Source organism: Enterobacter sp. ENT03 (genome assembly GCF_019218745.1).
Classification (GTDB): Bacteria; Pseudomonadota; Gammaproteobacteria; order Enterobacterales; family Enterobacteriaceae; genus Enterobacter_D.
Genome location: NZ_JAHUXA010000001.1, coordinates 280,483 through 300,361, shown reverse-complemented (window position 1 = coordinate 300,361; position 19,879 = coordinate 280,483). Strand labels below are relative to the sequence as shown.

Sequence of the window (19,879 nt, the reverse complement as noted above, 5' to 3'; positions counted from 1 at the left end):
CGAAATGGAATCGTTTCAGCGGCGCGTTATTCACAGTATTGACCTGGAAACGTCATAAATATGTCACGCGGCGTTGTTCATAATGGCGCATCGTCCGTCAAACGACAGGTGTGGCAATGAACGATCCCTGGCTACTGGAAACGCTGATCATCACGTCCTCTTTTTTTGCCATTGTCATGGTGCTGGTGGCATCTGTGCTGGTGCTGGAAAGAACGGCTGGCTGAAGAAATTACGGGAGAAATCAGCCAACGATGATCATCGCTGGCTGACAGGGAGGGACTAATTATGGGCGTCGCTGGCCTGCTTATGGAACAGTTCGCGGAACACCGGGTAAATATCATCCTGATCGCGGATATGCTGGATGGCGAAGTTATCGAAGCTCGCCTGTAAATGCTCATATTCACGCCATAGCGTCTGGTGCGCACGGCGGGTGATCTCGATATAACTGTAATAACGCACTACCGGCAGGATCTTCTTCGCCAGAATTTCGTGACACAGCGGAGAGTCATCGGCCCAGTTGTCGCCGTCCGAGGCCTGCGCGGCATAAATGTTCCATTGCGCCGGATCGTAACGCTCTTTCACCACCTCATCCATTAACTTCAGCGCGCTGGAGACAATGGTGCCACCGGTTTCCTGTGAGTAGAAGAATTCGTGCTCATCCACTTCTTTGGCCTGCGTGTGGTGGCGAATGTAGACCACATCCACGTTCTTATAGGTTCTGGAAAGGAACAGATAGAGCAGGATATAAAAACGCTTCGCCATGTCTTTAGTGGCCTGATCCATCGAGCCTGATACGTCCATCAGACAGAACATCACCGCCTGACTGGATGGCTCCGGGCGCTTCTCATAATTCCTGTAACGTAAGTCAAAGGTGTCGATAAACGGCACCCGTTCGATTTTCGCCCGCAGCTCGGCGATCTCGCGCCGCAACTGTTCCTCTTCAAGCAGCTGCGCCGGCTCGCTGTTCGCCACCTGTTGCAGATTTTCCTCCAGCTCACGCAGCTGGCGGCGTTTACCGGCGGTCATCGCCGTGCGGCGGGCCAGCGAGTTTTGCAGTGAACGCACCACGCTGATATTTGCCGGGACGCCGTTCGCGGTGTAACCCGCGCGGTGGGTTTTGTACTCGGTAAGCTGACGCTGCTGATTCTGTTTCAGGTTCGGCAGGGCCAGATCTTCAAACAACAGATCGAGGTATTCATCTTTCGAGATCTGGAAGACGAATTCGTCCTGACCTTCGCCGTCCTGGCTGGCTTGCCCCTGGCCGCTGCCGCCTCCGCCGCCACCCCCTTGCGGGCGTTCGATGCGGTCATTCTGTACAAAATGGTCGTTGCCGGGGTGAACGCGGTTGCGCAGGCCGCCGCGCCCCTGATGAAACATCGGTTCGTTAATATCTTCAGACGGAATAGAAACGGACTCGCCGCTCTCCACGTCGGTCACCGAGCGCTTATTAATGGCCCCGGAAATCGACTGCTTGATTTGCGATTTATAACGGCGCAAGAAGCGCTGGCGGTTAACCGTGCTCTTGTTTTTGCCGTTAAGACGCCGGTCTATAAACCAGGTCATACGCCCTCCGTACTGCCAACTGTTCGCAGGATCTGTAGGTGCCGGGCGGCGCTGACGCTCACCCGGCCTACGGAGTATTATTTTAGGCCCGGCGCGAACCGGGCGGGTGTTATGACGATTTACGCACGCGCAGATACCATTCGCACAGCAGACGAACCTGCTTGCGGGTATAGCCTTTTTCCATCATGCGATCGACAAAATCGTCGTGTTTCTTCTGCTCGTCGGTTGAGGTTTTGGCGTTAAAGGAAATCACGGGCAACAGCTCTTCGGTATTCGAGAACATTTTCTTCTCGATGACCGTGCGCAGTTTCTCGTAGCTGGTCCAGTTCGGGTTACGGCCACTGATATTTGCCCGTGCGCGCAGTACAAAGTTAACGATCTCGTTACGGAAGTCTTTCGGGTTGCTGATCCCGGCAGGCTTCTCGATTTTCTCCAGTTCCGCGTTCAGCGATTCACGATCGAACAGCTGGCCGGTATCCGGATCGCGATACTCCTGATCCTGGATCCAGAAGTCGGCGTAGGTGACATAACGGTCGAATATGTTCTGTCCGTATTCTGAATAGGATTCCAGATAGGCAGTCTGGATCTCTTTGCCGATAAATTCGGCGTATTTCGGGATCAGATAGCCTTTGAGGAACTCCAGATACCGCTCGGCCTGCTCCTGCGGGAACTGCTCGCGCTCGATCTGCTGCTCCAGCACATAAAACAGGTGCACCGGGTTGGCGGCCACTTCGGTGTGATCGAAGTTGAACACGCGGGACAAAATCTTGAAGGCAAAACGTGTCGACAGCCCGTTCATGCCTTCGTCCACGCCCGCGTAATCGCGATACTCCTGGTAGGATTTCGCTTTCGGATCGGTGTCTTTCAGGCTTTCACCGTCATAGACGCGCATTTTGGAATAGATGCTGGAGTTTTCCGGCTCTTTCAGGCGCGAGAGGATGGAGAAGCGCGACAGGGTTTCCAGCGTGCCCGGCGCGCAAGGCGCGTGCGTCAGCTCGCTGTGGTTGAGCAGTTTTTCGTAGATTTTCATCTCTTCCGAGATACGCAAGCAGTACGGCACCTTAACGATGTACACACGGTCGAGGAAGGCTTCGTTATTCTTGTTGTTACGGAACGTCACCCATTCGGATTCGTTCGAGTGCGCAAGAATAATGCCGTTAAACGGCAGGGCGGAAATACCCTCGGTCCCGTTGTAGTTACCTTCCTGAGTTGCCGTCAGCAGGGGATGCAGCACCTTGATTGGCGCTTTAAACATCTCGACGAACTCCATCACGCCCTGGTTGGCGCGGCACAGTGCGCCGGAATAGCCGTAAGCATCCGGATCGTTTTGCGCGTGGTTTTCCAGTTTACGAATATCGACTTTGCCCACCAGAGCCGAGATGTCCTGATTGTTTTCATCGCCAGGCTCGGTTTTGGCAATGGCGATCTGCTCAAGAATTGACGGCCAGACTTTGACAACGCGGAATTTGGTGATGTCACCGCCAAACTCATGCAGACGCTTCGCCGCCCACGGCGACATAATGGTGCCCAGATAGCGGCGCGGCACGTTGTACTCTTTTTCCAGAATTTGCGCGTCTTCCTGCGGATTGAACAGGCACAGCGGATGGTCGTTGACCGGGCTGCGCTCGCCGTTGGCGCTCAGCACGTAAATAGGGACGCGCTGCATTAGCGATTTCAGGCGCTCGGCCAGCGACGATTTACCGCCGCCCACCGGGCCAAGTAAATAAAGGATCTGTTTCTTCTCTTCCAGCCCTTGCGCGGCGTGTTTGAGATAAGAAACGATTTGTTCGATGGCCTCTTCCATACCATAGAACTCTTCAAAGGCGGGGTAGCGTCCAATTACCCGGTTCGAAAATAGACGGGAAAGCCGTGGCTCCAGGGCAGTATCCACCATCACGGGCTCGCCGATGGCCATCAACAGACGTTCTGCCGCGTTGGCATAAGCGCTGCGATCCTGCCGACATATGGAAAGAAACTCCTGCAGTGTGAACTCTTCGTCCTTGGCAGCTTCATATCGCTGGCGATAGTGATCGAATATATTCATGGCATGCCGTCCTTTCGTTTTTTAGCACAGGTTAAGAGCCGTTCGTATGAATAATGGAGGCTCCCGGAAGAGGTAGGTTGAACGTTGCTGATGAGTACCAGCAACCCGCGGCCAGGTGACAGGACGCCCGGCGCTCGCGTGCTCGCGATACACCTTCTTAAAATTAAGCGTAGATGGCATTTGCAAAACTTGCATGCCACCGCAAACCAATTTCAATGACTTATCAATAACTCATCTGATGTTTTTCAATTTCATCGTAAAGGCCGCGCCAGCGCGTCATCGCCGCGTCATAGTATGGTAAGCACGCTGTCATAATGTGACCGCAAAATACTGTGTTGGGTTTTAGAATATTTGAGATAAAAATAGTTGGGATGCCAGGCGCGGACAGTTACACTTCATTGGCCCATTATTTGACGATAGGAAAGAAAGGATTGTGACCAAATTCAAAGTTCTGGCGCTGGGCGTACTGACCGCCATCACAGCCACTTCAGCTCTGGCTGACAATAAGTTCTCGGTAGGTGCCGGTGTTGGTGTCCTTGAAGCGCCGTACAAGGACTACGATCGCACAGTGGTTCCGGTGCCGGTTATCACCTATGAAGGCGATGACTTCTGGTTCCGCGGCCTTGGCGGCGGCTATTACCTGTGGAACGATGAGAGCGACAAACTCTCTATCACCGCCTATTACTCCCCGTTTGAATTCAAACCGAAAGACAGCGATGACCGCCAGCTGCGTCAGCTTGATAAACGTAAAGCGACGTTGATGGCAGGCTTGTCCTATGTGCATAACACGCAGTATGGCTTCTTACGCACCAGTCTGGCAGGCGATACGCTGGATAACAGCAACGGTGTCTCTTGGGATCTCGCGTGGCTCTATCGTTATACCAATGGCGGCCTGACGTTAACGCCGGGCATCGGGGTAGAGTGGAGCAGCGAAAACATGAACGAATACTACTACGGCGTATCCGGTAAGGAATCCCGCCGCAGTGGTCTTGATCGTTATGATCCGGACAGTGACTGGAGCCCGTACCTGGAGTTGAGCGCAAGCTACAAACTGAATGATGACTGGAGCCTGTACGGTACTGGTCGTTACACACGTCTGTCCAGCGAAGTGAAAGACAGCCCGATGGTAGATAAATCCTGGGCGGGCGCACTGTCTGCTGGGGTCAGCTACAGCTTCTGATGGTGCAACCGCAGGGTACATTCTGTGAATAATACCAGGGCGCTTCGTGCGCCCTGTTTGCATTAATGTGGGGCAATAATCACTGGAGATGAGCATGAGCGACAGCACCGTGATGTTTGAGCGTGGGCTGACACTGCCCGCTATTGGCCAGGGCACCTGGTATATGGGCGAAAATGCCGGTCAACGGCAACAGGAAGTCACCGCCTTGCGTGCCGGGATTGACGCCGGGCTGACGCTGATCGACACCGCTGAAATGTATGCCGATGGTGGCGCGGAAGAGGTGGTCGGAGAGGCGTTACAGGGGCGTCGGGAGGCGGTTTTCCTGGTGTCGAAAGTCTATCCGTGGAACGCTGGTGGGCAGAAAGCGATAGCCGCCTGCGACGCCAGCCTGCGCCGTCTGCAAACCGATTATCTCGATCTTTATCTGTTGCACTGGCGCGGCAATTATTCCCTGGCTGACACTGTTGAGGCGATGGAAACGTTAATCCGGCAGGGCAAAATTCGCCGCTGGGGGGTGTCGAATCTTGATTATGCCGATATGCAGGAACTCTGGAGCGTGCCAGGCGGCAAGGCCTGCGCCACGAATCAGGTGCTCTATCATCTGGGATCGCGCGGTATTGAATTCGATCTGCTGCCCTGGTGTCAGCAACAGCAGATGCCGGTGATGGCCTATTGTCCACTGGCGCAAGCCGGGCGGCTACGTGATGATTTGTTAAACAGCCGCGCGGTACAGGAGGTGGCCCATGCTCATCACGCCACCCCGGCGCAGGTCTTGCTGGCCTGGGCGATCCGTCAACCGCGCGTCATGGCGATACCGAAAGCATCACGTGTGGATCATGTGAAGGAAAATGCCGCTGCGCTGGCGTTGAGACTCTCAGATGAGGCCGTCGCCATGCTGGATAAGGCGTTCCCGGCACCGGGGCGCAAAACGCCGCTGGACGTGGTGTAACGCGATAGTTCTTCATCCCGGCCTTATCCCTGGCGGAGAGGGAGAAGGCCGGGGTAACGCAGAGTTAGCGCTTAACGACGCGAATGGTCTGCGCCAGACGTGACGGTTTTTCTTCTGTGGCTTTTTGCGCGGTGGTGGCGCAAGCCGTTTCCACACACACAAAGGTCTTATAGCCGTCATCAGGCATATCGCCCATGCTGGCGGACAGTGCCGGGCCTGGATTCCAGCCAACCACGTTACAGTGATGATGGTGGATCACTTCAATGGTGCGGTTCAGCGCGCCATCGTTGATGATACTGCACGCTTCCGGGTTCAGGTACACGCGGTCGGTACGGTCCGGGAAGGTCTGCACGCCGCCCGCCAGCACGTCTTCTTTAGCGCCGTTCACTTTATCGATGAAACGATCGCCCAGCCCGCTGACTTTCACGGCGCTGATGTCACCAACATTGAAATAGGTGTGCAGGGCAGAGAAGGTTTCAAATTCACCGTGGGCTTCCAGTTCGATTTCACAGGTTTTGCCGAGCTTAAAGCGGGCATACAGCGTGAAGTCATGGGGCCAGTACTGACGGGTAGCATCGCTGCTTTGCAGTTCAAAGGTCAGCACCACGCCGTTATCGTCTTCATTATGGGCTTTCAGCGTCCACGGCAGGTTACGGGCAAAACCGTGTGCCGGCAGGCCTTCTTTCGCCGCCGGGCCAAACCATGGCCAGCAGATCGGTACGCCGCCGCGCAGCGCGACGCCATGTTTGAACGGGGTATTATCGCTAAGCCACAGCACCTCATCATCGCCTGTAGGTTTCCAGGAGAGCAGATGCGCGCCTTGCAGAGCAAACGAGGCTTTTACCTGTGGGTGATCGACAACAATGAGGTCCAGATCGTCCAGCACACGGCGGGAAAGGGCAGTGGTGAACTGGTCAACGACCGGAAGAGCAAAAATTTTAGTAATCATCATGATATTCCTCAATCCTCTGTCTTCAATGCAAAAAAAAGAGCGACCGAAGTCGCTCTTATGGATCAGATTCTCATCTCAACTTATTTGGAGATGTGAGCGATCAGGTCCAGAACTTTGTTGGAGTAGCCAGTTTCGTTGTCGTACCAGGAAACCAGTTTCACGAAGTTGTCGTTCAATGCGATACCTGCTTTAGCATCGAACACAGAAGTGCATACTTCGCCGTTGAAGTCGGTAGAAACAACGTCGTCTTCGGTGTAACCCAGAACGCCTTTCATTTCGCCTTCAGAAGCGGCTTTGATGGCTTTCTTGATTTCTTCGTAAGAGGCTGCTTTTTCCAGACGAACGGTCAGGTCAACAACAGATACGTTCGGAGTCGGAACGCGGAACGCCATACCAGTCAGTTTGCCGTTCAGTTCTGGCAGTACTTTACCTACTGCTTTAGCAGCACCGGTAGAGGACGGGATGATGTTCTGTGCTGCGCCACGGCCGCCGCGCCAGTCTTTGTGAGACGGGCCATCAACGGTTTTCTGAGTAGCGGTAGTTGCGTGAACAGTGGTCATCAGACCTTCAACGATACCGAAGTTGTCGTTGATAACTTTTGCCAGCGGAGCCAGGCAGTTGGTGGTGCAGGATGCGTTAGAAACGATGTCCTGGCCTTCGTATTTGTCAAAGTTAGCGCCTTTAACAAACATCGGGGTGTTGTCTTTAGAAGGACCAGTCAGAACCACTTTCTTCGCGCCAGCGGTGATGTGCTTACGAGCAGTTTCGTCGGTCAGGAAGATACCGGTAGCTTCAGCAACAACGTCAACGCCGATTTCGCCCCATTTCAGGTTAGCCGGGTCTTTTTCAGCGGTAACACGGATGGTTTTGCCGTTAACAACCAGGTGGCCGTCTTTGACTTCAACAGTGCCGTTGAAACGGCCGTGAGTTGAGTCATATTTCAGCATGTACGCCATGTACTCAGCGTCCAGGAGATCGTTGATGCCAACGATTTCGATGTCAGAACGTTCCTGCGCAGCACGGAAAACAATGCGACCGATACGGCCAAAACCGTTGATACCTACTTTGATAGTCATATATTCCACCAGCTATTTGTTAGTGAATAAAAGGTTGGCTGTAAAATTACAAAAACCTTACGCAGCGTCAAGCGGAATCGTGTCAATCATTGCGACAAATCAATCCTGTGCACAACCTTTGCGCGACTGAGTCGCCTCACTTTTCCAATGGGCTGCTACCCACATGGGGCCGCCGGCTGGAATTTTAAAGGCCATGCGAGATAAATATGTGAAACAGATCACAATTACCTGGCTGCGATTTCGTAACGACTAAGTTTAGAACAAAAGTAGACGCCTGCCTGTTAATGTTTTGTTAGAATCAAAGAAAAGATGTGAATGTCATCAACGCGAGAAGTAAGCATATGGCTAATGATCCCTCCCAGGACGACCTGAAAAAAAAACTCACCGAAATGCAGTTCTATGTCACGCAAAATCATGGCACAGAACCGCCTTTCACGGGGCGTCTGCTGCACAACAAACGCGATGGCGTCTACCACTGTTTAATCTGCGATGCGCCGTTGTTCAATGCCCAGAGCAAATATGATTCTGGCTGCGGCTGGCCGAGCTTTTATGAACCGGTCAGCGACGACGCTATCAAATACCTGAATGATTACTCCCACGGCATGCAACGTACCGAGATCCGCTGTGGGAATTGCGATGCCCATTTGGGCCATGTTTTCCCGGATGGCCCGCAGCCGACCGGCGAACGTTTTTGCGTCAATTCAGCCTCGCTCAGCTTCACCGATGACGATAGCGGCGAGCAGATCAAAGGCTAGAGAATCGATTCAGCAAATTATTCCATACGGAGACGATCTATCGTGAATGTGGATGAGCTTGTTAACAGTTTAACGCCGGAAGTGTATCAGCGACTGGTTACCGCGGTGGAGCTGGGGAAATGGCCTGATGGTGTGGCGCTGACGCCCGAACAAAAAGAGAACAGCCTGCAACTGGTGATGCTCTGGCAGGCGCGTCACAACACCGACGCCCAGCATATGACCATCGACACGAACGGTCAGATGGTGATGAAAAATAAACAGCAACTGAAAGAAGAGTTCGGTATCACGCCGAAATCTATTGCCACGCTGAAGGTCAACTAACCGCGTGCTAAAACAGGCCGGGAAGCGCACGTTCCCGGCCTGAAAGAGCGTTACGGTTTCAGCGCCAGCGATGCAGCCAGCTGTTTCGCTAACTGGTTATTATCATCCGCCCCATATTCCCAGAACATCGCGCCGGCAAGGCCTTTTTCCTTGATGTAATCCGCTTTGATAGCCACTGAGCGGGGATTTTCATAACTGAGTGCAAACAGCGCTTTTCCCTCAGCAGACTTCACCGACAGCCACGGCACTTTTGCCTCTTCATCCCAGTGTTCAGTAAAGCGCTTCTGCGGATCGTTAAGCAGCCGTTTTACAATGTCGTTATATTTCACATACGTATCTTTCGTGAGATCGAATCCCAGCGAACCGAACAGCGCAACCTCACGCTCGCCAAAATAGGGCTTGGTTGCGGGATTTTTTTGCGCATCCGGTTTGCTCCAGTCAATGCCCGGCTCTATGGCGCGCTTGGGCACCCGGCCATAAAATCCAATGCCCAGATTCATCTGCTGAGGCTTTAACCCCGCCGCAAGATAGTTATTAACGACAACGTCAACGCTGTACTTATCCGCCTCAGCAACGGTGGGCCAGGCTTTGGAGTCATACAGATTGGCGTTGAAATACTGCGTGCCGTAGGCCATGTCATAGGTCATCAGGTTGATGTAATCCAGCAACGGGGCGATGGCGTTAACGTCCACCCAGCTTTTCGGGCTGTCGACGTTCGCGCCAACGGCGATGGTGACCAGTTTTTTATCGCCAAACGCCTGACGGAGTGCTTTCAGCAGCAGGGTAAAGTTATCCCGATCGGCGGGCTGGCTGTCGACGGCTCCCCAGGCACCGTTCACCGGATATTCCCAGTCCAGATCGATACCATCGAGCCCATATCGCGCGACAATATCCTGGGCTGAGCGAATAAACACCGCGCGTGCCTCCGGCGTCGCGGCCGCAGCAGAAAAACCACGTGCGCCCCAGCCGCCGACCGATAACAACACTTTCAGGTCAGGATTTTGTTGCCGCAGGGCGGGGATCAGTGCGAGATCAGCGGCAACTTTCGGCGAGAGCCAAATCTGATGCCGCTTCATTGGATCTTTTAGCGCGTCATTGGTTTCGCCTTTTTCACCGTTATAGATCAGGCCAAACGAGTAGTTAAGGTGAGTGATCAGGCGTACATCCAGCGTGTTTATATCCCCGCCAGGGCCTGCGGTCACGTCTCCGCCGCCGTTAAAATAACCGACCGACATGAAAGAACTGGCGGAGGCGAGCGATGCGCAAAGCAGGGGTAAAGCTGCCAGAACAGGCAAACGTTTCATAGGGGTTCCTCTTTGACAAAAATTAAAGCCAGGCCAGTGGCGTGGCGAAAAAACAGCCAAAAAAGCATAACACCGTCGTTTCGCGGATAATGCGAAGGGCTTCACTTTATGTCATTGAAGGGGAACAGAAAGAACGGGTATTTGTGATAAATACCCGTGTTACAACTTACGCGTGAGTTTCCTGCCAGTCTGCCAGCGTATACAGCGTGGCGCCCGCCGCTGACATGTCCATAAACGCCTGTGCGCTGTCCTGCGCATGCAGATTAACGCCGCGACAGCCGTCGGTGATCACGTTCACGTCGTAGCCCAGCGTCAGTGCATCCAGCACGGTGAACTTCACGCAGTAATCCGTTGCCAGTCCCATTACGATAAGCTCATTAACGTTGTGATGACGCAGCCAGTCATCGAGCTGGGTTTTCTGCCGGTGACCGTTATCAAAAAAGGCGCTGTAGCTGTCAATCGCCGGGTTTTCGCCTTTATGAAACACCGCGTCGATGGCGTTCGCCTGTAACAGCGGATGCAGCGCCGCGCCGTCGCTGTTTTGCACGCAATGATCCGGCCAGAACGTCTGCGGCAGCCCGTCCAGCAATCCTTCAGCATAGGGCTCGACGTTTTGCTGGCTGGCAAAGCTGCCGTGGTTCGCCGGATGCCAGTCCTGGCTTGCCACCACGGCGTCACCGCGTCCTTTACACCAGTCAATAAGCGTATTGGCGATGTCCACGGTGCTGTCGCCCCCGGCGACCGCCAGCGCGCCACCGGCGCAAAAATCGTTCTGTAAATCGACTAACAGTAGTGCCCGGGTCATCTCCTGCTCCTTACTCGTCCGGCGTCAGCTCGCCGCGCAAATTGACCGTCATCGCCTCACGGATGGCCTGAACATCCAGGTTTTGGCTTAACAGGTAGTGAAGTTTCGTCAGGGTGGCTTCCACCGTCATGTCTGCGCCGCCAATGACGCCTGCATGGGCCAGTGCGTTGCCAGTGGCGTAGCCGCCCATATTGACCTTGCCGGACATACACTGCGTCAGGTTGATCACCACAATGCCGCGCTCGCTCGCCGCCTGTAGCTCCTTCAGGAACTCGCCGTTTTGCGGCGCATTGCCGACGCCGTAGGAGCGCAGGATCAGCGCTTTCACCGGCTGGCGCAGGAAATTGCGCACCACGTCGGCAGAAATGCCCGGATAAATGGTCACCACGCCAATTGGCTGCGGGGTAATGGGATGCACAATCAGCTTCCCGTCGCCGTGCGGCGCAGGCGGCGTGCCGAGGCGGCGAATATGAATGCCTGCCTCCAGCAAGGGTTGCAGGTTCGGCGAGGCGAAAGCATCGAAGCCATCCGCATGGGCTTTAGTGGTGCGGTTACCGCGGAACAGACGGTTGTTGAAGAACAGCGTCACTTCGTTAATGGGGTAATTGGCCGCGATATAGAGCGAATTGAGCAGGTTGATCTGCCCGTCCGAACGCAGTTCCGCCAGCGGGATTTGTGACCCTGTCACAATAACCGGGTTGCCGAGGTTTTCCAGCATGAACGACAGCGCCGAGGCGGTAAACGCCATGGTGTCGGTGCCGTGCAGAATGACAAAACCATCGTAGCGATCGTAGTTCGATTTAATATCTTCGGCGATATGCTGCCAGTCCTGCGGCGTCATATCAGAAGAGTCCATCAGCGGATGGTATTCGTGGATGGTGAAGTCGGGCATCTCCTGGCGGTGGAATTCCGGCATCAGCGCCAGCTGGCGTTGCAGATGTCCGGAAACCGGAATGTAGCCCTGTTCAGAGCGCTGCATGCCGATAGTCCCGCCGGTGTAGGCAACATAAATCGATTTCTTTTGCATGATGTTCTGTTTCATAGCCATAAAAAATCCCCTCAAGGCTGAGGGGATGGGTTATCAGCGAACGTTAGCGCAGGTCAGGCAAAACGCATAGCGGTTTTGCGGGTCGTTAAACGCCGCCAGCTTATCGCTTTCCGCTTTCACGACTCCAGCAACCGGGGCCAGTGGCGCAGGCAGATACGCCTGTAACGCTGACGGCATCGCCGCGCGAACGCTGGCAGACATGCTGTCAACCACCTGGTCGAAGAAGGTCGGCTCATCCTGATAATAATCGATGTGCCACTGCTTGAGCTTCGCCAGTTCAGCCGCTTTTGCCACCGCATCGTCGAAATCACCCAGCGCATCCACCAGACCGTTCGCTTTCGCGTCCTGACCGGTCCAGACGTGGCCCTGCGCAATCTGATCGATCTGCTCCGGCGTCTTATTGCGCGACTGCGACACAATCGACAGGAAGCGTTTATAGCCGCTCTCAATGCTCAACTGCATCATCTGCTGCACTTCCGGCGGCAGCGCTTTAGTGACCGCCACATCCGCCAGCGGCGAGGTCGCCACGCCATCGGTATGCACGCCTACGCTGTCGAGGCTATTTTCAAAGGTGTTGATCACCCCGAAGATGCCAATTGAGCCGGTGAGGGTGCTCGGGTTCGCCACAATGTAGTTAGCCGGGGTGGAGATCCAGTAACCGCCGGACGCGGCCATGCCGCCCATCGATACCACCACCGGCTTGCCTGCCGCTTTGGCGGCGGCCAGTTCGGCACGGATCACCTCAGAGGCGCTGACGCTGCCGCCTGGGCTGTTAACGCGCAGCACAATAGCTTTCACTTTCGGATCGAGACGCGCATCGCGGATTTGCGACGCCGTGGTGTCACCGCCGACGTTACCCGGAGTTTCTTCACCGTCCATGATGGCGCCGTTGGCGAAGATCACCGCCACGCTGTCACCGTTTTCGCTCTGTTTTTTCAGCGCGTAATCGTAGTAGCTGATGGCGCTGTAATTTTTATCGGCATCGCTCCAGCCAAACTGTTTGCTGAGCGCTTTCTCGACTTCGGCACTGGTGGCAAGCTGATCCACCAGTTTGTTATCGAGGGCATATTTCGCCGTATCGCCACCCACTTTGGTCAGCCCTTCCAGCATCGCCTGCGCGCCAGGGAAGATCTGCTGCGCCGAAACCTGACGGTTCGCGGCGACGGTGTTCAGGTAGTTTTGCCACAGTTCACCTACCCAGCGGCTGTCGGCGTCACGCGCAGCCGGGGACATATCGTCGCGGATAAACGGCTCGACGGCGGATTTATAAGTACCGACGCGGAAGACATGGGTTGAGACTTTCAGTTTTTCCAGCAGCGATTTGTAATACAGACCGTTAGTGGCAAAGCCATGCAGATCCACCACGCCTTGCGGGGAGAGGAAGGTTTTATTGGCGAAGCTGGCAAGGTAATACTGGCCCTGGCTGAAGTTATCGCCCACCGCATAAACTGGTTTGCCGCTGTCGCGGAATTCGCGCAACGCTTTACCGATGTACTGCATCGACGGCTGATCGGCACCGGCAAAATCTTTCAGATCCATCACGATACCGGTGATATTGCGATCGTCTTTCGCCTGGCGAATCGCCTCGACAATATCAAACAGCGAGTTCTCCTGTAAGCGATCGGAACTGGCGCCAAACAGCTGACGGCCCAGCACGCCCAGCTTGCTGCTGCTGGAAGGTTTATCCACCACCACACCGGCAATATCCAGTAACAACGCGCCACGGTTACTGTGCTCGGCAGTGCTGCTCTTCACCTGCATCCAGATGCCGACGCACACCACCACTAAAAAGATAAAGAAAAGGTTGAGCACCAGTTCACGGACGAAATTGAGCAATCGCCATGTCCATTTAAAAAAACCAGCAATGAAATGCCAAAGGGTTCGCATGTATTCTTCCTGTCCTGATTAACAACCCCCGCTACCCTGAGCGGAATGTGCGGTTATCCTAATTACACCGCGGCAACTTGTCAGCAAGATCCGCCGCCGTCGCTGTAACAAAATCTCCTGTCGTGTTAATTTTATGCATAAATTTGATGACAGGAGTTAACTAATGGATGCACTTGAACTGCTCGTTAACCGTCGTAGCGCCTCTCGCCTGACCGAACCCGCCCCGGCGGGGGAGCAACTGAAAAGTATTTTACAGGCGGGAATGCGTGCGCCGGATCATGGCACGCTCCAGCCGTGGCGCTTCTTTGTCGTTGAAGGTGAAGGGCGCGAGCGCTTCAGCCAGTTGCTGGAGAAAGGCGCGATTGCCGCCGGTCTTGATGAAAAGGGCATTGAAAAAGCCCGCTCTGGCCCGTTCCGCGCGCCGATGATCATTGCCGTGGTCGCTAAATGCGAAGATCACCCGAAAGTGCCGCACTGGGAACAGCTGGTGTCGGCGGGCTGTGCTGTGATGGCGATGCAAATGGCGGCGCTGGCGCAGGGCTTTAACGGCATCTGGCGCAGCGGCCCGATGACCGACAGCCCGGTGGTGCGTGAAGCGCTGGAGTGCCGCGAACAGGATCATATCGTCGGTTTCCTCTACCTCGGCACGCCGCAGCTGAAAGCCTCCACTACCATCAGCCTGCCTGATACCACGCCGTTCGTGCGTTATTTCTGATCCACCACGGCCCGACTGTCCGTATTGTGAGCGAAAGCCACGCAATTCGGACAGTCATACTTACCACTTATCCGATTGAGCGCTACCATAGCCGGATTGCAATGACAGGAGATGTCCATGAGCGAGCAAGCCATTCGTTTAACGCAGTACAGTCACGGAGCTGGTTGCGGTTGTAAGATTTCCCCCAAAGTGCTGGAAACCATTCTGCACAGCGATCGGGCAAAGTTTATCGATCCGAACCTGCTGGTCGGTAACGAGACCCGTGATGACGCTGCGGTTTACGATCTGGGCAACGGCACCAGCGTGATCAGCACCACCGACTTCTTTATGCCGATTGTCGACAATCCGTTCGACTTCGGACGCATTGCGGCAACCAATGCTATCAGCGATATTTTTGCTATGGGCGGCAAGCCGATTATGGCGATCGCCATTCTGGGCTGGCCAATCAATACCCTTGCGCCGGAGATCGCCCGTGAGGTGGTGGAAGGCGGACGCTTTGCCTGCCAGCAGGCGGGGATCGCGCTGGCGGGCGGTCACTCCATCGACGCGCCGGAACCGATTTTTGGCCTCGCCGTCACCGGCGTGGTGCCAACCGAACGCGTGAAGAAAAACAGCACCGCGAAAGCAGGCTGCAAACTCTATCTCACCAAATCGCTGGGCATTGGCGTGCTGACTACCGCCGAGAAAAAATCCCTGCTTAAACCCGAGCACGTTGGGCTGGCCACGGAAGTGATGTGCCAGATGAACCTCGCCGGTGCCGGTTTTGCCAGCATCGACGGCGTGCAAGCGATGACCGATGTCACCGGCTTCGGGTTGCTCGGCCACCTGAGCGAAATGTGCCAGGGCGCAGGCGTGCAGGCGCAGGTGCGCTATCATGACGTGCCGAAGCTGCCGGGCGTAGAAGAATACATTGCTCAGGGCGCAGTACCGGGCGGTACCGGGCGTAACTTCGCCAGTTACGGTCATCTGATGGGCGACATGCCGCAGGCGTGGCGCGATCTGTTGTGCGATCCGCAGACCTCCGGTGGCTTACTGCTGGCGGTTACGCCGGACGCAGAAGATAAGGTACAGGCCACTGCCGCCGAATATGGCATTACCCTGACGGCGATTGGCGAGCTGGTTGAGGCCCGTGGTGGTCGTCCTATGATTGAGATCCGTTAAGTCAATGCGGTTGTTTATTGCCGAAAAACCGAGTCTGGGCCGCGCCATTGCCGAGGTGCTGCCGAAGCCGCACCGCAAGGGCGACGGCTATATCGAGTGCGGGAATGGTCAGGTGGTCACCTGGTGCATTGGTCACCTGCTGGAGCAGGCGCAGCCGGATGCCTATGACAGCCGCTATGCGCGCTGGAACCTCTCGGATTTGCCGATTGTGCCGGAAAAATGGCAGCTGCAACCGCGCGCCTCGGTCACCAAACAGATCAACGTCATCAAGCGTTTACTGGGGGAGGCCAGCGAAGTTATTCACGCCGGTGACCCGGATCGTGAAGGGCAGTTGCTGGTGGATGAGGTGCTGAACTATCTGGAGCTGCCTGCGGAAAAACGCCGTAACGTGCAGCGTTGTCTGATAAACGACCTCAACCCGCAGGCGGTGGAGCGCGCGATCACCCGTTTGCGCGCCAACAGCGAATTTATCCCTCTTAGTTCATCGGCGCTGGCCCGCTCCCGAGCTGACTGGCTCTACGGCATCAACATGACCCGCGCCTACACGCTGCTCGGGCAGAGCGCCGGTTATCAGGGCGTGCTCTCCGTGGGGCGGGTGCAGACGCCGGTGCTCGGACTGGTGGTGCGCCGTGACGAAGAGATCGAAAACTTCGTGGCGAAAGACTTTTTCGAGGTGAAAGCGCATATCGTCACCCCTAAAGAAGAGCGTTTTACCGCCACCTGGCAGCCAAGCGACGCCTGCGAACCGTACCAGGATGAAGAGGGGCGTCTGCTGCACCGTAGCCTTGCCGATCATGTGGTAACGCGCATTACCGGCCAGCCGGCGATGGTCACCAGCTATAACGACAAACGGGAATCCGAGGCCGCGCCGTTGCCTTTCTCACTCTCCACCTTGCAGATTGAAGCGGCGAAGCGCTTTGGCCTCAGCGCGCAGAACGTGCTGGATATTTGCCAGAAGCTCTATGAAACCCACAAGCTCATCACCTATCCCCGTTCCGACAGCCGTTATCTGCCGGAAGAGCATTTTGCCGGGCGTCAGGCGGTGATCAACGCCATCAGCGTGCACAGCCCGTCATTGCTGCCGCAGCCGGTAATCGATACCGACATCCGTAACCGCTGCTGGGATGACAAAAAAGTCGATGCGCACCATGCCATTATTCCGACGGCGCGCAGCAGCAAGGTGAACCTCACCGATAACGAAGAGAAGGTCTATACCCTGGTGGCGCGGCAGTATCTGATGCAGTTCTGCCCGGACGCGGTATTCCGCAAATGCACCATCGAACTCGACATCGCCAAAGGTAAATTTATCGCCAAAGCGCGTTTTCTGGCGGAAGCGGGCTGGCGCACTTTGCTGGGCAATAAAGAGCGCGACGAAGAGAATGACGGCACGCCGCTGCCGGTGGTCGCCAAAGACGACGAACTGCTGTGCGAGAAGGGCGAGGTGGTGGAGCGGCAGACCCAGCCGCCACGGCATTTCACCGACGCCACGCTGCTGTCAGCGATGACCGGTATCGCGCGTTTTGTGCAGGATAAAGATCTGAAAAAGATCCTGCGCGCCACCGACGGGCTGGGCACTGAAGCTACTCGTGCCGGGATCATCGAGCTACTGTTTAAGCGCGGTTTCCTGGTGAAAAAAGGGCGCTATATCCATTCCAGCGACGCCGGGCGGGCGCTGATCCACTCCCTGCCGGAGATGGCGGCGCGGCCGGACATGACCGCCCACTGGGAATCAGTGCTGACGCAAATCAGCGAAAAGCAGTGTCGCTATCAGGATTTTATGCAGCCGCTGGTGGGTACGTTGTATCAACTGATCGATCAGGCTCGCAGCACGCCGGTGCGTCAGTTCCGCGGGCTGGCGGCACCTGGTGGGGATAAAAAGAAAACCTTCAAAGGGCGGGCGAAGAAAAAGCCGCCTGCGAGTGCGGCTCCGGCGGCGTAGCGCATGTTGCCGGGTGGCGGCTACGCCTTACCCGGCCTACAAGGTAACCCAGGGATCGGCAAAGTAACCGTAGGCCCGGCAAGCGCAGCGCCGCCGGGCAACCCGGTTAAGTCAGTCACCGTAGGCCCGGCAAGCGCCGCGCCGCCGGGCAACCCGGTTAAGTCAGTCACCGTAGGCCCGGCAAGCGCCGCGCCGCCGGGCAACCCGGTTAAGTCAGTCATCGTAGGCCCGGCAAGCGCCGCGCCGCCGGGCACCCCGGTTAAGTCAGTCACCGTAGGCCCGGCAAGCACAGCGCCGCCGGGCAATTCCACGCGATTAGATCACGCCCTGCGCCAGCATGGCGTCGGCAATTTTCACAAAGCCCGCGATATTCGCGCCGCGCACATAGTTGGTCTGCTTACTTTCACCGCCGTATTCCACGCAGGCATGGTGAATATCCAGCATGATATGGTGCAGACGCGCATCGACTTTTTCCGCCTTCCAGCTCAGACGCGCGGCGTTCTGCGCCATCTCCAGCCCGGACGTTGCCACACCGCCTGCATTCGCCGCTTTACCCGGAGCGAACAGCACGCCCGCTTCCAGGAACAGATCGGTGGCTTCGATGGTGGTCGGCATGTTGGCACCTTCCGCTACCGCCTTCACACCGTTGGCGATAAGCGTGCGGGCGGCGTCAACGTCCAGCTCGTTCTGGGTCGCGCACGGCAGGGCAATATCTGCCGGTACTGACCACGGCTGTTTGCCTTCCAGATACACCAGTCCGAACTCGCGGGCATAATCCGCCACGCGACCGTCGCGGCTGGCTTTGATTTCGCACAGGCGTGCCAGTTTCTCGCGGTTAAAGCCCGCTTCGTCCACCACCGTGCCGCTGGAGTCAGAGGCGGTGATCACCCGTCCACCCAGTTCCATCACTTTCTCAATGGTGTACTGCGCCACGTTGCCGGAGCCGGACACCGCCACGCGCTGCCCCTCGAAGGCCAGACCGTGACGTTTTAACATCGCCTCGGTGAAATAGACCAGGCCATAGCCGGTGGCTTCCGGGCGGATCAGACTGCCGCCAAACGACAGCCCTTTACCGGTAAACACGCAGGCGCTGTTATTCGAGAGTTTTTTCATCATCCCGGCCATAAAGCCCACTTCACGCCCGCCGACGCCAATATCACCCGCCGGCACATCGGTATCCGGTCCCAGATGGCGGTACAGTTCGGTCATCAGCGACTGACAAAAACGCATCACTTCGCCTTCGCTTTTGCCTTTCGGATCGAAATCGCTGCCGCCTTTGCCGCCGCCCATTGGCAGGGTAGTGAGCGCATTTTTGAACGTCTGTTCAAAGCCAAGGAATTTCAGAATCGATAAGTTCACCGACGGGTGAAAACGCATCCCACCCTTAAAAGGACCAATGGCGGAGTTAAACTGCACGCGCCACGCGCGGTTGACCTGCACCTGGTTACGATCGTCCACCCACACCACGCGGAACTGGATCACACGTTCCGGCTCGACCAGCCGTTCCAGCAACGACATCTGGCGATAACGCGGGTTTTCTTCAATAAACGGCCACAGCGTGGTCATGACTTCGCGAACCGCCTGGGCAAATTCTGTCTGATGGGGATCGCGTTGTTGAATACGGCTTAGAAAGGTTTCCAGAGAGCAAGACTGATCCATCGATATAACATCCTCTTATGTCAGGGGCGTAAAATTTGTTGTGTGTTGTTAAGGCGTTGTTTGCGTTTTCGACTATAACACTGGAAAAGCGGCATAAGGCAACCGATTTAGACAGGTACAGGGAAATTAATAATCGTCGGGAGGTCATAATAAAAAACGATGACCCCACGGATTAAAGGTTCTGCCTTTTTTTACCGTTATAGTTAATATCACCACGTAATCAGGAAAAAAAACGATGATCCGACACGCTCTGTTTGCCGCCAGCCTTCTGGCGCTCGTCACCGCCACCGCCCAGGCGGAGGTGCGCTACAGTACCGGCGACGTCGACGTGAATGTGCCGCCGGAAGTGTTCTCCTCCGGCGGTCAGCGTCCGCAGCCCTGTAATCAGTGCTGCGTTTATCAGGATGAAAATTACTCGGAAGGGGCCGTGGTGAAAGCCGACGGCATTTTATTACAGTGTCAGCGTGACGAACGCACGCTGAGCACGAATCCGCTGGTGTGGCGGCGCGTCAAACCCTGAC

19 protein-coding genes are annotated in these 19,879 nt (G+C 55.8%); 9 read left to right on the top strand and 10 right to left on the bottom strand.

Annotation, left to right across the window (positions count from 1 at the left end):
* The first annotated feature begins 116 nt into the window (after positions 1-116).
* A complete protein-coding gene (yoaI, locus tag KW828_RS21825) occupies positions 117-224 on the top strand; it encodes a small membrane protein YoaI (protein WP_256349941.1) in 108 nt (35 codons plus the stop codon).
* Positions 225-279: 55 nt separating this feature from the next.
* Here the strand turns inward: yoaI and KW828_RS01450 are convergent, their stop codons facing one another.
* The gene (locus KW828_RS01450) at positions 280-1,563 is read right to left on the bottom strand and encodes a YeaH/YhbH family protein (protein ID WP_218334668.1); all 1,284 of its coding nucleotides are present in this window, start codon (positions 1,561-1,563) and stop codon (positions 280-282) included.
* Positions 1,564-1,672: 109 nt separating this feature from the next.
* Complete coding sequence (gene yeaG / locus KW828_RS01445; protein WP_088222071.1) at positions 1,673-3,607, bottom strand: protein kinase YeaG; 1,935 nt, start codon at positions 3,605-3,607, stop codon at positions 1,673-1,675.
* A gap of 433 nt (positions 3,608-4,040) precedes the next feature.
* Here yeaG and KW828_RS01440 point away from each other — a divergent pair, with 433 nt between their 5' ends.
* Together KW828_RS01440 and KW828_RS01435 are read left to right on the top strand one after the other, a co-directional pair.
* On the top strand, positions 4,041-4,787 hold the full coding sequence (locus KW828_RS01440) for a MipA/OmpV family protein (RefSeq protein WP_218334667.1): 747 nt from the start codon (positions 4,041-4,043) through the stop codon (positions 4,785-4,787).
* A gap of 94 nt (positions 4,788-4,881) precedes the next feature.
* Positions 4,882-5,736 (top strand): aldo/keto reductase, encoded by an 855-nt coding sequence (locus KW828_RS01435; protein WP_218334666.1) that lies wholly within the window; start codon positions 4,882-4,884, stop codon positions 5,734-5,736.
* 64 nt (positions 5,737-5,800) lie between these two features.
* On the opposite strand, the gene KW828_RS01430 is transcribed toward KW828_RS01435, so the two are convergent.
* Positions 5,801-6,685 (bottom strand): D-hexose-6-phosphate mutarotase, encoded by an 885-nt coding sequence (locus KW828_RS01430; protein WP_218335347.1) that lies wholly within the window; start codon positions 6,683-6,685, stop codon positions 5,801-5,803.
* Positions 6,686-6,768: 83 nt separating this feature from the next.
* Positions 6,769-7,764, bottom strand: coding sequence for a glyceraldehyde-3-phosphate dehydrogenase (gene gapA / locus KW828_RS01425; RefSeq protein ID WP_218334665.1), 996 nt, complete (start codon positions 7,762-7,764; stop codon positions 6,769-6,771).
* 341 nt (positions 7,765-8,105) lie between these two features.
* Here gapA and msrB point away from each other — a divergent pair, with 341 nt between their 5' ends.
* Together msrB and KW828_RS01415 are read left to right on the top strand one after the other, a co-directional pair.
* Positions 8,106-8,519, top strand: coding sequence for a peptide-methionine (R)-S-oxide reductase MsrB (gene msrB / locus KW828_RS01420; RefSeq protein WP_218334664.1), 414 nt, complete (start codon positions 8,106-8,108; stop codon positions 8,517-8,519).
* A gap of 42 nt (positions 8,520-8,561) precedes the next feature.
* Positions 8,562-8,840 carry a YeaC family protein gene (locus KW828_RS01415; RefSeq protein WP_218334663.1) on the top strand — a complete coding sequence of 93 codons (279 nt, stop codon included), beginning with the start codon at positions 8,562-8,564 and terminating at the stop codon, positions 8,838-8,840.
* 50 nt (positions 8,841-8,890) lie between these two features.
* Here KW828_RS01415 and KW828_RS01410 read toward each other — a convergent pair whose 3' ends face one another.
* From KW828_RS01410 to sppA, 4 genes are all read right to left on the bottom strand, one after another.
* Entirely contained in the window at positions 8,891-10,144 is a 1,254-nt protein-coding gene (locus KW828_RS01410; protein WP_218334662.1) for a glycoside hydrolase family 18 protein, read from the bottom strand.
* A 166-nt stretch (positions 10,145-10,310) separates the two neighbouring features.
* Positions 10,311-10,949: a bifunctional nicotinamidase/pyrazinamidase gene (gene pncA / locus KW828_RS01405; protein WP_218334661.1), complete on the bottom strand. Its 639-nt coding sequence runs from the start codon at positions 10,947-10,949 to the stop codon at positions 10,311-10,313.
* Between the two features lie 10 nt (positions 10,950-10,959).
* Positions 10,960-11,976: an asparaginase gene (ansA, locus tag KW828_RS01400; RefSeq protein WP_218335346.1), complete on the bottom strand. Its 1,017-nt coding sequence runs from the start codon at positions 11,974-11,976 to the stop codon at positions 10,960-10,962.
* Between the two features lie 54 nt (positions 11,977-12,030).
* Positions 12,031-13,884, bottom strand: a complete 1,854-nt coding sequence (sppA, locus tag KW828_RS01395; RefSeq protein ID WP_218334660.1) for a signal peptide peptidase SppA — start codon at positions 13,882-13,884, stop codon at positions 12,031-12,033.
* Positions 13,885-14,047: 163 nt separating this feature from the next.
* On the opposite strand from sppA, the gene KW828_RS01390 reads away from it, so the two are divergent.
* The 3 genes from KW828_RS01390 (at position 14,048) to KW828_RS01380 (ending at position 17,699) form a co-directional block, all read left to right on the top strand.
* Positions 14,048-14,599 carry an NAD(P)H nitroreductase gene (locus KW828_RS01390; RefSeq protein WP_218334659.1) on the top strand — a complete coding sequence of 184 codons (552 nt, stop codon included), beginning with the start codon at positions 14,048-14,050 and terminating at the stop codon, positions 14,597-14,599.
* Positions 14,600-14,716: 117 nt separating this feature from the next.
* Entirely contained in the window at positions 14,717-15,760 is a 1,044-nt protein-coding gene (selD, locus tag KW828_RS01385; RefSeq protein ID WP_218334658.1) for a selenide, water dikinase SelD, read from the top strand.
* A 4-nt stretch (positions 15,761-15,764) separates the two neighbouring features.
* The gene (locus KW828_RS01380) at positions 15,765-17,699 is read left to right on the top strand and encodes a DNA topoisomerase III (protein ID WP_218334657.1); all 1,935 of its coding nucleotides are present in this window, start codon (positions 15,765-15,767) and stop codon (positions 17,697-17,699) included.
* A 20-nt stretch (positions 17,700-17,719) separates the two neighbouring features.
* On the opposite strand, the gene KW828_RS01375 is transcribed toward KW828_RS01380, so the two are convergent.
* A complete protein-coding gene (locus tag KW828_RS01375; protein WP_218334656.1) occupies positions 17,720-17,971 on the bottom strand; it encodes a hypothetical protein in 252 nt (83 codons plus the stop codon).
* 43 nt (positions 17,972-18,014) lie between these two features.
* A complete protein-coding gene (gdhA, locus tag KW828_RS01370; protein ID WP_218334655.1) occupies positions 18,015-19,358 on the bottom strand; it encodes an NADP-specific glutamate dehydrogenase in 1,344 nt (447 codons plus the stop codon).
* A 235-nt stretch (positions 19,359-19,593) separates the two neighbouring features.
* On the opposite strand from gdhA, the gene KW828_RS01365 reads away from it, so the two are divergent.
* Entirely contained in the window at positions 19,594-19,878 is a 285-nt protein-coding gene (locus tag KW828_RS01365; protein ID WP_218334654.1) for a YnjH family protein, read from the top strand.
* The last annotated feature ends 1 nt before the right edge of the window (position 19,879 follow it).

What these genes read in the sequence shown, in the direction of transcription:
- KW828_RS01435 (WP_218334666.1), top strand. Translation starts at nt 4,882, where the DNA reads ATGAGCGACAGCACCGTGATGTTTGAGCGTGGGCTGACACTGCCCGCT.
- gapA (WP_218334665.1), bottom strand. Translation starts at nt 7,764, where the DNA reads ATGACTATCAAAGTAGGTATCAACGGTTTTGGCCGTATCGGTCGCATT.
- pncA (WP_218334661.1), bottom strand. Translation starts at nt 10,949, where the DNA reads ATGACCCGGGCACTACTGTTAGTCGATTTACAGAACGATTTTTGCGCC.
- gdhA (WP_218334655.1), bottom strand. Translation starts at nt 19,358, where the DNA reads ATGGATCAGTCTTGCTCTCTGGAAACCTTTCTAAGCCGTATTCAACAA.
- selD (WP_218334658.1), top strand. Translation starts at nt 14,717, where the DNA reads ATGAGCGAGCAAGCCATTCGTTTAACGCAGTACAGTCACGGAGCTGGT.
- KW828_RS01365 (WP_218334654.1), top strand. Translation starts at nt 19,594, where the DNA reads ATGATCCGACACGCTCTGTTTGCCGCCAGCCTTCTGGCGCTCGTCACC.
- sppA (WP_218334660.1), bottom strand. Translation starts at nt 13,884, where the DNA reads ATGCGAACCCTTTGGCATTTCATTGCTGGTTTTTTTAAATGGACATGG.
- ansA (WP_218335346.1), bottom strand. Translation starts at nt 11,976, where the DNA reads ATGCAAAAGAAATCGATTTATGTTGCCTACACCGGCGGGACTATCGGC.
- msrB (WP_218334664.1), top strand. Translation starts at nt 8,106, where the DNA reads ATGGCTAATGATCCCTCCCAGGACGACCTGAAAAAAAAACTCACCGAA.
- KW828_RS01450 (WP_218334668.1), bottom strand. Translation starts at nt 1,563, where the DNA reads ATGACCTGGTTTATAGACCGGCGTCTTAACGGCAAAAACAAGAGCACG.
- yoaI (WP_256349941.1), top strand. Translation starts at nt 117, where the DNA reads ATGAACGATCCCTGGCTACTGGAAACGCTGATCATCACGTCCTCTTTT.
- yeaG (WP_088222071.1), bottom strand. Translation starts at nt 3,607, where the DNA reads ATGAATATATTCGATCACTATCGCCAGCGATATGAAGCTGCCAAGGAC.
- KW828_RS01410 (WP_218334662.1), bottom strand. Translation starts at nt 10,144, where the DNA reads ATGAAACGTTTGCCTGTTCTGGCAGCTTTACCCCTGCTTTGCGCATCG.
- KW828_RS01380 (WP_218334657.1), top strand. Translation starts at nt 15,765, where the DNA reads ATGCGGTTGTTTATTGCCGAAAAACCGAGTCTGGGCCGCGCCATTGCC.
- KW828_RS01390 (WP_218334659.1), top strand. Translation starts at nt 14,048, where the DNA reads ATGGATGCACTTGAACTGCTCGTTAACCGTCGTAGCGCCTCTCGCCTG.
- KW828_RS01430 (WP_218335347.1), bottom strand. Translation starts at nt 6,685, where the DNA reads ATGATTACTAAAATTTTTGCTCTTCCGGTCGTTGACCAGTTCACCACT.